Source organism: Rhodococcus sp. WAY2, assembly GCF_009859915.1.
Taxonomy (GTDB): Bacteria; Actinomycetota; Actinomycetes; order Mycobacteriales; family Mycobacteriaceae; genus Rhodococcus_F; species Rhodococcus_F oxybenzonivorans.
On the sequence record NZ_CP046572.1, the window covers coordinates 3,590,394 to 3,605,577 of the forward strand.

The 15,184-nt window shown below is 65.4% G+C and carries 10 protein-coding genes; 3 read left to right on the plus strand and 7 right to left on the minus strand.

What is annotated here, in order from left to right; genetic code table 11:
• Positions 1-54 precede the first annotated feature (54 nt).
• Entirely contained in the window at positions 55-1,722 is a 1,668-nt protein-coding gene (locus GFS60_RS16485) for a CocE/NonD family hydrolase (protein ID WP_159922779.1), read from the plus strand.
• A 157-nt stretch (positions 1,723-1,879) separates the two neighbouring features.
• Here the strand turns inward: GFS60_RS16485 and GFS60_RS16490 are convergent, their stop codons facing one another.
• Together GFS60_RS16490 and GFS60_RS40375 are read right to left on the minus strand one after the other, a co-directional pair.
• Positions 1,880-5,356, minus strand: a complete 3,477-nt coding sequence (locus GFS60_RS16490; RefSeq protein WP_159922781.1) for a serine/threonine-protein kinase — start codon at positions 5,354-5,356, stop codon at positions 1,880-1,882.
• 251 nt (positions 5,357-5,607) lie between these two features.
• Complete coding sequence (locus tag GFS60_RS40375) at positions 5,608-5,742, minus strand: formate dehydrogenase accessory sulfurtransferase FdhD (protein WP_442972161.1); 135 nt, start codon at positions 5,740-5,742, stop codon at positions 5,608-5,610.
• Positions 5,743-6,098: 356 nt separating this feature from the next.
• On the opposite strand from GFS60_RS40375, the gene GFS60_RS16500 reads away from it, so the two are divergent.
• On the plus strand, positions 6,099-7,427 hold the full coding sequence (locus GFS60_RS16500) for an HNH endonuclease signature motif containing protein (RefSeq protein WP_159922783.1): 1,329 nt from the start codon (positions 6,099-6,101) through the stop codon (positions 7,425-7,427).
• 212 nt (positions 7,428-7,639) lie between these two features.
• Here GFS60_RS16500 and GFS60_RS16505 read toward each other — a convergent pair whose 3' ends face one another.
• Genes GFS60_RS16505 through GFS60_RS16525 form a run of 5 tightly spaced genes read right to left on the minus strand, consistent with a single transcriptional unit; the run spans position 7,640 to position 13,565 of the window.
• Entirely contained in the window at positions 7,640-9,703 is a 2,064-nt protein-coding gene (locus GFS60_RS16505) for a copper-translocating P-type ATPase (RefSeq protein WP_159922785.1), read from the minus strand.
• A gap of 36 nt (positions 9,704-9,739) precedes the next feature.
• Positions 9,740-10,147, minus strand: a complete 408-nt coding sequence (locus GFS60_RS39155) for a metal-sensitive transcriptional regulator (protein WP_442972162.1) — start codon at positions 10,145-10,147, stop codon at positions 9,740-9,742.
• Positions 10,144-12,405 (minus strand): heavy metal translocating P-type ATPase, encoded by a 2,262-nt coding sequence (locus tag GFS60_RS16515; protein WP_159922789.1) that lies wholly within the window; start codon positions 12,403-12,405, stop codon positions 10,144-10,146. Before GFS60_RS16515 ends, GFS60_RS39155 begins: the two co-directional genes overlap by 4 nt.
• Positions 12,405-13,325, minus strand: coding sequence for a hypothetical protein (locus GFS60_RS16520; RefSeq protein WP_159922791.1), 921 nt, complete (start codon positions 13,323-13,325; stop codon positions 12,405-12,407). Before GFS60_RS16520 ends, GFS60_RS16515 begins: the two co-directional genes overlap by 1 nt.
• Positions 13,326-13,358: 33 nt before the next feature.
• Positions 13,359-13,565: a heavy-metal-associated domain-containing protein gene (locus tag GFS60_RS16525; protein ID WP_159922793.1), complete on the minus strand. Its 207-nt coding sequence runs from the start codon at positions 13,563-13,565 to the stop codon at positions 13,359-13,361.
• Between the two features lie 177 nt (positions 13,566-13,742).
• Here GFS60_RS16525 and GFS60_RS16530 point away from each other — a divergent pair, with 177 nt between their 5' ends.
• Positions 13,743-15,173 (plus strand): amino acid permease, encoded by a 1,431-nt coding sequence (locus GFS60_RS16530; RefSeq protein ID WP_159922795.1) that lies wholly within the window; start codon positions 13,743-13,745, stop codon positions 15,171-15,173.
• The last annotated feature ends 11 nt before the right edge of the window (positions 15,174-15,184 follow it).

A 15,184-nucleotide genomic window follows, 5' to 3' on the forward strand; every position in this document is an offset into this window, starting at 1 on the left:
CCGAGCGCCGGGTGTGCATCGAGTTGGTGTTCGAATGAAGGTAGGAAACCCGAAATGAGTCAGATCAGCATCGATCTCAACGTGGAGGTGCCGATGCGCGACGGCACGATTCTCAGGGCTGATGTCTATCGGCCGACGGCGCCAGGTTCGTATCCGGTGCTGATCCAGCGCACCCCGTACGACCGGACGGGATCGTTGAACGTTCTGATCTTCGACACCCTGGCCGCGGTGAAGCGGGGTTACATCGTCGTGCAGCAGGACACCCGCGGCAGATTCGACTCCGACGGAGAGTGGCTCCCCTGGGCCTGCGAGCAGAAGGACGGGTACGACACCGTCGTCTGGGCGAGTGGACTTCCCGGCAGCAACGGCAAGGTCGGCATGTTCGGTGGAAGCTATACCGGTCAGACGCAATGGGCCGCAGCTCTCGCTGCACCGCCAGGCCTGGCGGCGATAGCCCCGCAGATCACCTGGAGTGACCCAGCCGATGGTCTCATGTTTCGTGGCGGTGCAATCGAACTCGGTCTCAACGCGTGGTGGACGCTCGCCCAGTCCTTGGCGCAGTTGCCTAAGGTCGTCGAAGATCCCGACGAGTTGCTGGGTGCGATGGCAACCACGATTGCAGATTACGACTCATTGGCCACCAAGAGCTACTGGGAGCTCCCGGCGGCGCCGCTTCCGGCCCTGACCCGGGCCGGCCTGCCCGACATCGGTGTTCAACGCGGTCTGCAGAACCCCGACACCACCGAGGAATGCCGGGTCGCCGGCCACCACGACCAGGTCACGGTGCCGAGCCTGAACATCGGCGGCTGGTACGACGTCTTCCAGCAGGGAACGCTCGACAACTACATCGCGATGCGCGCACGCGGGGTGCCGACCCGTCTCGTGGTGGGCCCATGGCCGCATGTCAATGCCTTCACCTTCGGCCAGATCGGCGACATCAACTTCGGGCTGCTGTCGGAGGTCGCCCCCGGAGCCAAGACTATGACGGACTATCAGCTCGATTGGTTCGAGAACTACCTTCGTGACGGGTCGGACACCAACGATTCGGGTGCACCGGTGCAACTGTTCGTCATGGGAATCAACCAATGGCGCGACGAGGAAGAATGGCCGCTCCAGCGTGCGGTCGCCACACGTTTGTACCTTCACGGAGACGGCAGCCTGTCCTTCGACCAGCCCATCGATGAGCAATCACACAGCGACTTCACCTATGACCCCGCCGATCCGGTGCCGACGTGCGGCGGCAACCTCGTCATGTCTACCCAGTTCCCGGCCGGACCGAAAGACCAGGCAACCGTCGAAAGTCGTTCCGATGTGTTGGTGTTCTCGACTCCGGTGCTGACAGAAGACCTCGAAATCACCGGCAAGGTCACGGCCGAACTCTTCGCCGCCACCGACGGACCGACGACCGACTGGGTAGTCAGACTCTGTGATGTCGACGAAAACGGCATCTCCTACAACATCGTCGACGGAATCACCCGCGTGACGACCGAGCCCGAGAGCATCGACAAGGCCGATATCGATCTATGGTCGACCAGCATCGTGATCAAGGCCGGCCATCGTCTCCGAGTGCACGTCACCTCCAGTAATTTCCCCCGCTGGGACCGTAACCCCAACACCGACACCGAAGTTGACGACGCCAGCAAATTCCGCGTCGCACGCCAGAGCATTCACCACAACGCAGTCCACCCCTCGCACCTCGTACTCCCGGTCATCCCCCACTAACAAAACCCTCACCACGAACGATGACGGCCGGGCCGGCACGCGTTCACCTGTCACAAGGAAGCACGTGCCTTCCCGGCCGTCTGTCCGGGACTACTCATCGAAGTCTCGAAATCTATGGTCCTTGGTGTCGACTTGGGCGATCCAGCGTCGTAGTCACTCACGTCGGTTGCTTCTCCAACTCGTCGAGGTACTGGTTCAATCCGGTGGACGTGGCGGCGTCGGCGTGCTCGGGAAGATGTGTGCGGAGACGTCGTGCCAACCTGCTCACCGCGGGTCCGGCGTCCAGCACCGGTCGTACCAGGCCGAGTCGAGCACACTGCTCGGCGAGCGGCAACAGTTCCGTCAATGCCTCATCTTCCTGTCCCATGGTGGCCAACACTTCCACCTGCAACAGCGCGGCATTGAGGAATGCCCGCGGGCGAACCCGTCGATCGATCGACTCGATGAGGGCGTGTGCCCTTTCGTAGACGGGCGCGAGGTCCTGATCGTGGGCGGTCAGTGCTGACCGAATCGCCGAATCCTCATCCAGTTCGAAAGTCACGACGGCAATTCCGTTGTTCCGGTCGGGCATTTGTCGGCTCTCGAGGTCGATAACCGGGGCCCCGGAAGCCGCGTGTCCAATCCCGGCTCGAACTCGTTCGTTGGCAATGCGCGCTGCCAAACGGGGCAAGCCCAGTTGCTGCGCCAGCCGGTCACCCTCGTCGAGACGCGCCTTCGCCGCATCCTTTTGTCCGAGCAGGAGTTTCAGTCGGGCACCCGTGCCGTAGGTGGCAACCATGAAGTCGACGGTGCCACCCTCGGCACCCAAGGTGTGGCTACGGTCGAGGAGTTGATCCGCCTCGGCGAGGTGCCCCTGTTCGTACAGCAGATCGCCGAGTAGGGCAGCGGTGAGCCGGGTGCCGTAGCCGATACCCTCTTCGGCCTCCGAGGCCAGTGTCATAGCGTGCCGGAAACTGGCCTCAGCCGCCGGCAGATCGAGTTGTTCGCGTGCCGCGATCCCGGCCATGCAATATCCGTACAACACGCTGAAGGGCCCGGCGGACCGTTGGTGGAAGGGAAGGGCCCATTTCTGCCATCGGCGGGCTTCGTCGAAATCGAATTGGTAGATAGCGCGGAAGGACGCTACGTCAGCGGCTCCGCACAATACCCATGGCCGCAGTGTGTCCGCCCGGGCCATACACTTCTCGACGGTCTCATCGAGTCCGTCGATCTTGTCGTCGAACGCGGCGACAGCAGCCCGGATGGATGTCACTTCGACGCGCATATCTACGACAGTGTCGTCGCCATCGTCGCCGCTGGCCAGTGCGGTCTCCGCGACGGACAGATTGTGTTCGGCGTCGCGCGGATGATGCAGCAACGCGTGCGCCCACGCGACAGCGATGTGTAAGCGGGGCCGGTTGGTAGTTCCCTTCGCCGGCAGTTTCGCGGCGAGGCCCAGCAGCGTCCCCATCTGTGACTGCTCGAGCAAATCCATCGCGGCATCCTCGACGAGCGTGACGGCGTCGTCTTCTTCACCTGCGAGGAGGTAGTGATCGACTGCCTGGCTGAGAAGGTGTCGGTCCGCGAACCACCGACCTGCTCGACGATGAAGCTCGACAATCCGGTCGGGATCGTCACGCTCGAGGCGGTGTTGCAGGAACTCGGCGAACAGATGGTGGTAGCGGAACCATCGCCCTTCCTCGTCGAGCCGTCGCAGGAACAGATCACGGGACTCGATCTCCTCGAGCGTCGCCTGCCCTCCCCGGCTGTCGGTGAGCGCGCGTGCCAAGCTGCCGCAGATTTTCTCGGTGATCGAGGTCGCGAGGAGGAAATCGAGGGTGCCTCGATCGAGATTACCGAGGACGTTCTCGGCCAAATACTCGCCTATTGCCCGATTCCCTCCGGACAGGTGGTCGATCAGCCTCCGTGGGTCCGGGTGATCACGCAAGGCCAGTGAGACCAGCTGCAGTGCCGCTGCCCATCCGTCCGTCGACTGTTCGAGCTCGACGATGTCAGGTGCGTCCAGGTGGAGGCCGGAGCGGTCCACCAACAACTGGGTCGACTCCCGGACGTCGAAACGCAAAGCGGAGGAATCGATTTCGACGAGTTCGTTGCGCACACTCATTCTACTGAGCGGCAGACCCAGCCGGGTGCGGCTGGTGACGATCAAATGTAGATGGTGGCAACCGTGCTCGAGCAGGAATGCCAGCGCCGACCGTGTGTCCTCATTGCTGACGCGGTGCCAATCGTCGATGACCACTGCGACGTGCTGGTCGGCCGAATGAAGCTTGTCGATCAACGAGGTGAGAACATACCGTTCACGGTCCGCGCCGTAGACTTCGAGTTCACGAACCAGCTCTCGCCCGAAAGCTGGTTCCGCCACCGCAATGGACTCGATCAGGTGGGTGAGGAACCAGATGAGCGTGTTGTCGTCGTTGTCGATCGTCAGCCACGCAGTAGCCACCCCTTCCTCCCGCAGGGCCGCGAGCCGTTGAGCGGCGAGCGTGCTCTTACCGAACCCGACGGGTCCGTGAATGAGCACTAGACGCCGACGCCCGCTCCGGCGGAGGCGCTCGAGCAGTTGCGTGCGCGCCACCGCCGCACCCGGTGTGACCGGTGGACGATACTTGGTGGACGCACTCGGTGGCGGAGGACGATCCAGCCGGGTCCCGCTGCCCCGTCGGTATCGAAGGTATTCGGACACGCCGACCTCTACCTCATCCGAGGGTAGGAAGGGACGGTCTTCCTCGTCGACGATCGGAAGCGGGATGTCCCCTAGAACAAGACCGATGTATTCGCCCGCCCGTCGCAGCGCGGCGCCCAGGTCTGCAGCAGTGGTGGGGCGGTCGGCGGGGTCTCGGGCCATTGCCGACTCGACCACGTCGCACACCGCATCGGGGATTCCCGCCTCTCGCAGATCGGGCAGCGGCTCCGTGCCGATGCGCATCAGCTGGGCGAAGACCTGCTCGCCGCGGCGACGGGCATACGCCGGCCGGCCCGCCAGTGCCGTGAACAGTGTCGCCCCGAGGCCATAGATATCCGTGACCACCGACGCGTCGGCTCCGCTGAGCAGTTCCGGGGCGGTATAGGCGGGCGACCCTGCCACCAGACCCCGGGTGGTTTCCTCGCCGCCCGTGATGCGGGCAATGCCGAAGTCGGTCAGCTGCGGCTCGCCGTACTCGGTCAACAGGATGTTTCCCGGTTTGATGTCGCGATGCAGCACTCCCGCGCGGTGCGCGGTTTCCAGAGCACCAGCGAGTTTGACACCGACCGCCAGCACCTCTGCGGCCGTCAACGCGCCGTGCTTGGTGATCCAGGAGTCGAGGGAATCACGGCGGTGAAACGGCATCACAATGTAGGGGCGACCGGTGTAGGTGATTCCCGCTTGCAGCACATGGACGATGTTCGGGTGTCCGGACAGCCGCCCCATCGCCTGTTGCTCGCGCAGGAAACGGGCCCGATCCATGTGGTCCGGGTCGGGGCTCAGGACTTTGACGGCGACCACGCGGTCGAGCGTCGGTTGCCGGCACCGGTACACGATGCCGAAGCCGCCGCGGCCGACGATGCACGCGTCCTCGAAACCTTCAGCCGCCAACTCCGCGACGAGGTCTACGTCGACCTGTCGTTGCGTGCTCTCGGTGTCGTCGTCCGCCATGGCAAGCCTCAGCGCACTTTGCCCGGTCCGCCGATTCTCCACGCCCGGGCCCACCAACACCTGCCCATGAGGGCCTCCTCGCACTGCGCCTACCCCATTCTAGATACCGGCAACCACCTAGTCGCCGAAAAGTGTTTGCCGGCGTCAGGGTGGGAAGTATCGGGCGGACACCGGTCCAGAGACCGGTCGGCACTAGGGCTGGTTCGTCAACGTGCGGACGCTCATGATGCGGTGGGGGTGGGTGTAGATGTTCATGGTGGTGCGCGGATGATCCGATGAGGGTCAGGCCGGTGCCGTGGGGGCGTGTCGACCGCGTTGTGCCGGCCGACGTCATCCTTCACCGTCAGCAGGTCTCCGGTGACGGTGAGCAACCCGGCCGCGTGCAACCCGCCGGTGGTGTCGAAGTTGCATTCGATGCCGGTGTCGGGCAGGAAGATTCCCGAGGCGAGGCGAGGTCGACGTCGAGGACGTTGTAGGTGCTGATCCCGTGCTCGTCGACACTACTGCAGTACCGGATCGCCGCGGTATCCGCCTGTCGCCGATGATGCACTCGGTGATCAGAAAGCCTGCGCGAGTGTCACATCCGAACCCGCGAGGTGACCAGTTGCCATCCCCTGCGGTGGTGATGAATGAGCCCCTACAGATCTGTGATGTTGTCCAGTCGGCGCGTTGAGACGGCGTCGAGGACGGGTGGGTCGTTCCTGCCATTGACTCGAACACGCGTTCGATCTAGAATTGGAACATGGGGATCGGGGAGGATATCCAGGGGGCGTTGTCGGACGAGATTTTGGCGACTGCGGTCGGTGATGCGTGGCGTCTGGCCGAGGCCGAGTTGCTCGCATCGGTGGTTGCTGTGTCGGAGGAGATTCAGCGACTCGAGGCGTTGCGGGTCAGGCTGGTCGGTGCCGTCGACCACCGCTGCACGGTCGATGTGCTGGGCTTTCCGAACACCAAGATGTGGCTGGCCTCCAAGACGTTGCTCGAGGTGGATGCGGCGGGACGAATCCTGATGTTGGGACGCGGTTTACGTTCCCAACCGGAAATCGCGGACGCCTACTTCGGCACCACTATCTCGGCGGAGCACGCCGCACTGATCATGAAATTCTGCGAGCGGCCACCTCGAGGCATGCCACTCGAAGCGATGGACGACTGCCGAAACGCGTTGCTGTTCGCGGCGAGCGGTCCTACCGCCAACACCGACGCCGTGCGTGCCGTCATCGCTCGACTCGAACGCGCCTTCGAATCCGACGACCCGCCGCCCGCCGAAGACACCGAACTCAACGAATTCCACGCCTCCAGAACACTCAACGGACGCGTCGCCGTCAAAGGCGACCTCGACGCCGTCACCGGTGAAATGCTGCTCTCCGCGCTCTCCGGACTCTCCCAGCCGCGACCCGCGCAGGACGGAACCACAGACACCCGCACCCCCGGACAGCGCAGGGCCGACGGGTTCACCGAACTGCTGCGCCGGTACCTCAACGCCGCAATCGCCGGCGAAGAAGGCGGAGAACGACCCCACGTCTCCCTCCACATCAACATCAAAGACCTCGCCGAGCACGCCAACCACGCCAACCACGCCAATGCAGAAGATCAGCGCGGCGCCTGCGCGAGGGACGCGTCGCTGTTCGCGGTCGACGGGGTCGCGTGGACCGAGTGGATGGGACCGCTGAGCCTGCGAGCGGCTCGGCTCCTCAGCTGCGACTCGATCTACACACCGATCGTCCTCGACGACCACGGCGCGCCACTCGACCTCGGCACCACCACCCGGACAGTGACCAAACGACAACGAAAAGCGCTGGTCGCGCGAGATCGGGGATGCGCATTCCCGGGATGCGGTGCGCCACCCTCATGGTGCGAGGGCCACCACATCGTCCACTGGTCCAAGGGTGGACGATCCGACATGGATAACCTGGTGCTGCTCTGCGGGTTCCATCACCGACTGCTCCACCACAGTGACTGGGAAATCGAAATGGGAGCAGACCGACACCCCGTCTTCATTCCGCCCCGGCAAGTCGACTCCGAACGCACACCCATACCCGCGCACAACCAGGCCCGACCCCGAGCGGCCTGACCCCGGCGCGCGACACACATCTGCCGACTCCGCAACAGGACCACTCCTGTTGCAGAGCCGGCATGCCGTCGTGCCAAGTGCCAAGTGCCAAGTGCCAAGCGCCAAGCGACCAGCGCCAAGACCAGACGGCATCCGATCGCAGCCCTCACCATCCCCGCCGAGCCTGTTGCTATCAACCAGTTCTCGGCGTCGGTCTACCTCCGATGTCCCGGTCAGGACCGCCCCAGTCGTCGTGGGTCGAGGTCGAGCCGCCGCAGCAACTGGGCGTTGAGCGCGACGACGACGGTGGACACGGACATCAGGATCGCGGCCACTGCCGGTGAGATTGCGACACCGGCGAAGGCGAGCACACCCGCGGCCAGTGGGACGGCGATGATGTTGTATCCGGTTGCCCACACCAGGTTCTGCCACATCTTGCGATAGCTGGCGCGGGAGAGGTCGATGATCGACAGCACCGCTCGGGGGTCATCGGCAGCCAGGACGACACCGGCAGATTCGATGGCGACATCCGTTCCCGCGCCGATGGCGACACCCACATCGGCCCGGGCGAGCGCCGGTGCGTCGTTGACACCGTCCCCGACCATCGCCACCCGATGTCCCCGCTGTTGCAGTGCAGCGACTTCGGCGTCCTTGTTCTCGGGCAGTACGTCGGCGAGGGTTTCGTCGATGCCGAGGTCGGCCGCCACGGCGTCCGCCACCTGCCGGGCGTCGCCGGTGATCATCGCGACCTTCACGCCGCGGGCGTGGAGTGCGTCGACGGCCTGCCGCGACTCCGGGCGGACGGCGTCCTCGAGCGCGAGCGCACCCAGAACCGACCCGTCGCGGACCACGTGGAGTACGGAGGCGCCGCGATCGATCCATCCCGCGGTAGTGCGTGTAATCGATTCCGGGGCAACGATGTCGAGTCCGGCGAGCATGGCTGGTCCACCCACCGCGACCGAATGGTCGTCGACGACCGCGCGCACTCCCCGGCCGGGGTCCGAACGAAAATGTGATGCGGCGGCATACATGTTCGCGGGTACCCGGGCGGCGGCTTCGGTGACGATGGCGCGGGCCACGGGATGCTCGCTGTCTGCCTCGACCGCTGCTGCCAGAGCGAGCAGTTCGTTCTCCGTGGTGCCGGCGTCGGCGACGACTCCGGTGACCGCATGCCTGGCCTGCGTCAGCGTGCCGGTCTTGTCGAACAGCACGACGTCCACATTTCGCATGCGCTCGAGTGCGAGACGGTCTTTCACCAGCACACCGGCCTTCGCGGCGCGTTCGGTGGAAATGGCGATGACGAGGGGGATGGCCAGACCAAGGGCATGCGGGCAGGCGATCACCAGAACGGTTACCGAGCGCACGACCGCTTCGTCCACGTTTCCGAGAAGCGACCACACCAGAAAGGTGAAAACGCCGGCGAGCGAGGCGAAGTAGAAGAGGAACGCCGCGGCACGATCCGCGAGGGCCTGGGCGCGGGACGACGAGGCCTGGGCGTCGGCGACGAGACGCTGAATTCCGGCGAGTGCGGTGTCTGCCCCCACGGCGTCGACGTGGACACGGAGGGCGCTGTCAGTGGCGACGGTTCCGGCCACGACCCTGTCGCCGGTGGTGCGGAGGACAGGGGCGGATTCGCCGGTGATCATCGACTCGTCGACCTCTGCCTGCCCGTCCGCCACGGTGCCGTCGGCGGGGACACGGGCGCCTGCGCGCACCAGAACCAGGTCACCCGCTGACAATTCGGAGACGGGCACTTCGGTGATTCCGTCATCGGTCACCTTGTCGGCGGTGTCCGGAAGGAGCGCCGCGAGCGCGTCGAGTGCGCCGGACGCCGAGCCGAGGGCCCGCATCTCCAGCCAATGGCCGAGCAGCATGATGACGATGAGAAGCGCCAGTTCCCACCAGAAGTCGAGGTTGAACCCACCCAGTCCCAGTGTCGTCACCCAGGACGCCAGAAACGCCACCGTGATGGCCATGCTGATCAACAGCATCATGCCGGGCCGGCGCGACTTCAGCTCGGCCCAGCCGCCGGTGAGAAATGGGGCGCCGCCGTAGACGAAAATGGCGGTGCCGAGGACAGGGGGAATCCAGGACGCTCCCGGGAAGTCGGGAACGATGTAGCCGAGGAGGTCGGCGAACATGTGGCTGAACGCCACCACCGGCACCGACAGCAGAAGGCTGACCCAGAACTTCTCCCGGAACATTTCGCCGTGAGCCCCGTGTCCGGCGTGCCGGCCACCGTGTTCCTGGTGCCCGGCGTGCCCGACGTGCGCTTCTTGTTGATGTTGGTGAGACATGGCTGTTCCCTTGGAAGCTGTGCTCGTTTCGGTGGGTCAGGAACGCACCAGGCGCGCGATGGCGTCGGTGGCTTCCGAGAGTTGATCATCAAGCGGTCGCATCAGTCGTTCGCGCCGTGACGTGGCTGCGCCCGCCCGCAGCCGCCGTGCTACCGACCGCTTGATCTTCGCTTCGGCCTCCGGCCCGCCTGCGACGGCGGCGTCGACGACGCAGTGGCTGATGTGGTCGTCGAGCAGACCGAGCGCCACGGCTTGCAGCGCCTTGGTCATCGCGGAAACCTGGGTGAGGATGTCGATGCAGTATTTCTCGTCCTCGACCATCCGCTGAAGACCGCGCGCCTGACCCTCGATCCGGCGTAACCGCTTGAGGTACTCCTCCTTTCCGCTGATGTAGCCGTGTCCGGCATGCGCGTCGTGCGGGGTATCTGCGGAAGCCATGGTCATCGCTCTTTCGGGTCGGAGGTGAGTGGTTGGAATCGGCGCAGTCGTAAGCTGTTGCTGACCACGAACACCGAGGAGAACGCCATCGCGGCGCCGGCCAGCATCGGGTTGAGCAGACCAGCGGCGGCCAATGGCAGTGCGGCCACGTTGTAGGCGAAGGCCCAGAAGAGATTGCCCTTGATGGTGCTCAATGTTCTGCGGGACAGGCGAATCGCGTCGGCGGCCGCCCGTAGATCCCCGCGCACGAGGGTGAGGTCGCTGGCCTCGATCGCGACATCGGTTCCGGTGCCCATGGCCAGCCCAAGGTCGGCCTGGGTGAGGGCGGCGGCGTCGTTGACGCCGTCACCGACCATCGCGACCACTTTCCCTTCGGCCTGCAGTCGTTTCACCACATCGAGCTTGTCTTGGGGAAGGACTTCCGCGATCACCTCGTCGATGCCGACCTGGGCGGCAATGGCCTGTGCTGCCGATTCGTTGTCGCCGGTCAGCATGATCGGGGTCAGACCAAGTCGGCGGAACTGTGATACTGCCTCGCGTGAGGTCGGTTTCACGGAGTCGGCGACTACCAGTACACCGCGGGCCTCACCGTCCCAGCCGATCCCGACCGCGGTGCGGCCCTTCGCTTCCGCCGCGTCCACCACCTCGCGGAGCGCGGCGGGAAGGTGCAGTGACCAATCACGGAGCAACGTCGGTCGTCCGATGACCACCGCATGTCCGTCGATGACACCCTGAACGCCGAGTCCCTCGATGTTGGCGAACTGCTCGACCTCCGGCAACGTGCCGAGTCGGTCCCGCGCGGCGCGTGCGACGGCGCGGGCGATGGGATGCTCGGAGGCATCTTCCAAGGCGCCCGCGTACCGCAGGACGGTGCTCTCGTCCGTGCTTCCGTCGGTCACTACGTCGTGCAGCGACATCGTGCCGGTGGTGACGGTGCCGGTCTTGTCGAGCACGACGGTGTCGACGCGGCGGGTGGATTCCAGCACCTCCGGGCCCTTGATGAGTATTCCCAGCTGTGCGCCGCGCCCGGTGCCCACCATCAGGGCGGTCGGAGTCGCGAGGCCGAGGGCGCACGGGCACGCGATGATCAGGACGGCGACCGCGGCTGTGAAGGCTGCAGCGACGGAGCCGCCGGTACCGATCCAGAATCCCAGCGTCGCCACCGACAGCGCGATCACGATCGGCACGAAGATTCCGGAGATCCGGTCTGCCAGCCGCTGCACCTGCGCTTTGCCGGTCTGGGCGTCCTCGACCATTTCCGCCATCTGGGCCAGTTGGGTGTCGGAGCCGATCCGGCTGGCCTCGACCACGATTCGGCCCCCGACGTTCACGGTGGCCCCCGCGACCTCGGAGTCGGGCTCCACTTCCACGGGCACCGACTCCCCGGTCAGCATCGACGCGTCGACGGCGGAAGATCCCTCGATGACGACGCCGTCGGTGGCGATCTTCTCACCGGGACGAACCACGAAGCGGTCGCCCACGGCCAGCTTGTCGACGCTGATCAATTGTTCGACTCCGTCGCGCAGCACCGATACTTCCTTGGCGCCCATCTCCAGCAGTGCCCGCAGCGCTGCGCCTGCCCGGCGTTTGGCGCGGGCCTCGAAGTAGCGGCCGGCGAGGATGAAGGTGGTGACACCGGCGGCGGCTTCGAGATAGATGTTGCCGCTACCGTCGATGCGCGCGATCGTCAGCTCGAAGGGGTGTGTCATGCCCGGCATTCCGGCCGTTCCCCAGAACAATGCGTACAAGGACCAGCCGAACGCGGCGAGCGTGCCCATCGACACCAGGGTGTCCATGGTCGCGGTGCCGTGCCGGAGATTGGTCCAGGCGGCTTGGTGGAAGGGCCACGCACCCCAGACCACGACCGGTGCGGCGAGCGTGAGGGAGAGCCACTGCCAGTTGGTGAATTGCAGTGCCGGGACCATCGCCATCGCAATGACCGGAACGGTCAACGCGGCCGAAACCAGGAGTCGCTGTCGCAGGCTCGCGGCGGGATCCTCCTCCTCCATGACGGGTCGCCCGGTCTCGGGCAGGCGCGCCGTGTACCCGGCCTGTTCCACGGTGCTCACCAGGTCGTCGGGGGACACGTCGGCCGAGTAGTGCACCCGCGCCTTCTCGGTGGCGTAGATGACGGTGGCGGTCACCCCGTCGAGCTTGTTGAGCTTGCGCTCGATGCGGTTGGCGCACGACGCACACGTCATTCCGCCGATCGACAACTCGACCTGGGAGCCCACAGGCGCAGGAACGTCGGTGGTGCGGGTCATCATTCCTCCTCGGAATGTGCGGAGACCGTGAACTCGGCGGTGTGGACCGCCCCGGCATGCTGGAAGTCGAGGAACAAGCGGTACTCGCCGGAGCTGGGTGCGGTGACCGCGAAGTCGATACCGGGCCCCGCGGGGGTCGCACCGTCCCCGGGATGTCCCTCTGGGTGCACGTGTAGATAGCCGAGGTCAGCGGTGCGAAGCGCGACCAGGTGGCCATAGGCGCCGAGGTAGGGCTGCAGGTCGGTGACCGGCGATCCGTCACGACCGACCGCGAGGGTCAGGGTGGAGGTCTGTCCTAGTTCGAGGGTGCCGTTGAGGGTGACGGTGTAGCCGTCGACGGTGGTTGTCGTCTCCGTCGGAGGCAGGGACTGCGGGTCGTAGCTGCCGGCGACCCGCAGGTCGGTACCGAGGGTCAGCGCGTCCCCGCCCGCAGGCATGAAGTCGGCGAACACCCGGTAGTCACCCGCCCGGGCCAGATCGAGTGAGACGCTCCACGTGCCCGACTGGTCGAGGGTCGGGTGAACGTGCTGGTAACCGGTCAGATCGCGGCGCACGGCAATGAGGTGCAGCTGCTTCTCATGCTGGTCGGCGTATCGCGTCACGGGAGTTCCCGTGTGGTCGAGGACGCAGAACTGCACGGGGACGTCGGTGCCGGTGGTGGCGATCGGCGACGACAGTTCCAGGGTGTAGCCGTCCTGCGTTGGTTGCAGTCCCTTCGGTGTCGCGTCAGCGGCTTCCGGGTGTCCTCCGGTGTCGTGGCCTTCGGCGTCGTCGGCGGCCGAACCGTGTCCGGGGTCGTCGGCGGCGTGCGCTGCGGGTTCGTCGATGTCCGGTCCGACCAACGCTCCCACTCCCGTCGCGGCAGCGAAGACGGCGACGAGACCGAGGGTGAAACCGGCGAACTTACCGGTGGCGTTCATGATGGTTGCTCCTGCGGAAAGGTGGGCGGCGACTCAGCCGGCCACGGAATATCCGGCCTCTTCTACGGCGTCGGCGACAGCGCGCGGATCGAGATCGGTGGTGCTGCCGATGACGACCTTGCCGGTGGCGAGGTCGACGTCTACGGAGGTGACTCCGGGAATGGCGCCGATTTCTTCGCTCACCGATGCGACGCAATGGTTGCAGGTCATGCCGGTGACGATCACGGTCGAAGTGCTCACGGTTGTGCCTTTCTCTCTGGGCTCTCGATGTCCGACTCTGGTAGCTACCATACCCCCCTACGGTATTTACGCAAGGTCCCGTGTCGCCGGGTTCGGCGTTTTCCGTCACACGTCGGTCGCGGAAGGTATTGAGTTGTTCTCACCTGAGTCTCGCGCCACCGGGAAAGGAAGCCGGCGATGTCACTCGTCACGTTGCGAACCCAACTGCTGCGCCGCAAACCGCTCGAGGAGATCGAGGAGGACACGCCTGCCGACGAGCGACTCGCCAAATCGCTCGGGTTGTGGCAGCTCACCGCGATCGGGGTGGGCGGCATCATCGGTGCCGGGGTGTTCTCCCTCGCCGGATCCGTCGCGCACTCGGTGACCGGGCCGGCCGTGTTGATCTCCTTCCTGATCGCGGGAATCGCCAGCGCCGCCGCCGCGCTCTGTTACGCCGAATTCGCGGGCATGATCCCCAAGGCCGGTTCCGCCTACACCTACGGTTACGTCGCCCTCGGTGAAATAGTCGGCTGGTTCATCGGCTGGGATCTGCTCCTCGAGTACGTGGCGGTCGCCGCGGTTGTCGCGATCGGCGTGTCCGGGTACTTCCGGTTCCTACTCGAGCAGATCGGCATTTCCCTGCCCGACTGGATGATGGGTGCACTCGGCACCGGTGAGGGTCACGTCTTCGACGTCTTCGCCGCGTTGTTCTGTCTCGGCACGGCCTGGGTGCTCTCCCGTGGCATCAAGAGTGTCGGGCGATTCGAGACGGTCGCGGTCGCGATCAAGGTGGCGCTCGTCGTGCTGATCATCGTGCTCGGCGTGTTCCACATCGACAGCGCCAACTACACCCCCTACTTCCCGTTCGGCACCGCCGCGGTGATGACCGGAGCGGCGACCGTGTTCTTCGCCGTCTTCGGCTACGACGCGATGAGCACCGCCGCCGAGGAGTCGAAGGAAGCGAAGAAGCACCTGCCCAAGGCGATCCTGTACTCGCTCGGCATCGCCATGGCCCTGTACGTGCTCGCGACCCTGGTGCTCACCGGAATGCAGAAGTACACCGAGATCAGCCCTGACAGCGGCTTCTCCACCGCATTCGAGTCCGTCGGGATGCCCGGAGTCGCGAACATCATCGCCGTCGGCGCCATCGTCGGCATCATCACCGTGGTGCTCACCTTTATGCTCGGCGTGACCCGGGTGTGGTTCGCGATGAGCCGGGACGGCCTGCTGCCCGAATGGTTCGCCAAGACCCATCCGGTGCGGAAGGTGCCCACTCGGGTCACCTGGATCGTGGGCGTCGGCTCCGCACTGATGGCCGGCTTCCTGCCCATCAACACGGTGGCCGAGCTGACCAACATCGGCATCCTGTCGGCCTTCATCGTCATCTGCATCGCCGTGGCCGTCCTACGGCATACCCGCCCCGAGGTGCCCCGCTCCTTCCGGTTGCCGTTCATGCCGGTGGTGCCCATCGTCGGTGTGGTCTTCTCCGGGTGGCTCATCCTCTCCCTCCCCTGGGAGACCTGGCTGCGATTCGGAATCTGGCTGATTTTGGGCCTCCTCGTGTACTTCTTCTACTCCCGGACGCACTCGAAACTCGAGTCCAGCGAACCGGTGTCGCCGGCTTCATAGCCCGACGGCGC

What these genes read in the sequence shown, in the direction of transcription:
- GFS60_RS16485 (WP_159922779.1), top strand. Translation starts at nt 55, where the DNA reads ATGAGTCAGATCAGCATCGATCTCAACGTGGAGGTGCCGATGCGCGAC.
- GFS60_RS16490 (WP_159922781.1), bottom strand. Translation starts at nt 5,356, where the DNA reads ATGGCGGACGACGACACCGAGAGCACGCAACGACAGGTCGACGTAGAC.
- GFS60_RS16500 (WP_159922783.1), top strand. Translation starts at nt 6,099, where the DNA reads ATGGGGATCGGGGAGGATATCCAGGGGGCGTTGTCGGACGAGATTTTG.
- GFS60_RS16505 (WP_159922785.1), bottom strand. Translation starts at nt 9,703, where the DNA reads ATGTCTCACCAACATCAACAAGAAGCGCACGTCGGGCACGCCGGGCAC.
- GFS60_RS39155 (WP_442972162.1), bottom strand. Translation starts at nt 10,147, where the DNA reads ATGACCATGGCTTCCGCAGATACCCCGCACGACGCGCATGCCGGACAC.
- GFS60_RS16515 (WP_159922789.1), bottom strand. Translation starts at nt 12,405, where the DNA reads ATGACCCGCACCACCGACGTTCCTGCGCCTGTGGGCTCCCAGGTCGAG.
- GFS60_RS16520 (WP_159922791.1), bottom strand. Translation starts at nt 13,325, where the DNA reads ATGAACGCCACCGGTAAGTTCGCCGGTTTCACCCTCGGTCTCGTCGCC.
- GFS60_RS16530 (WP_159922795.1), top strand. Translation starts at nt 13,743, where the DNA reads ATGTCACTCGTCACGTTGCGAACCCAACTGCTGCGCCGCAAACCGCTC.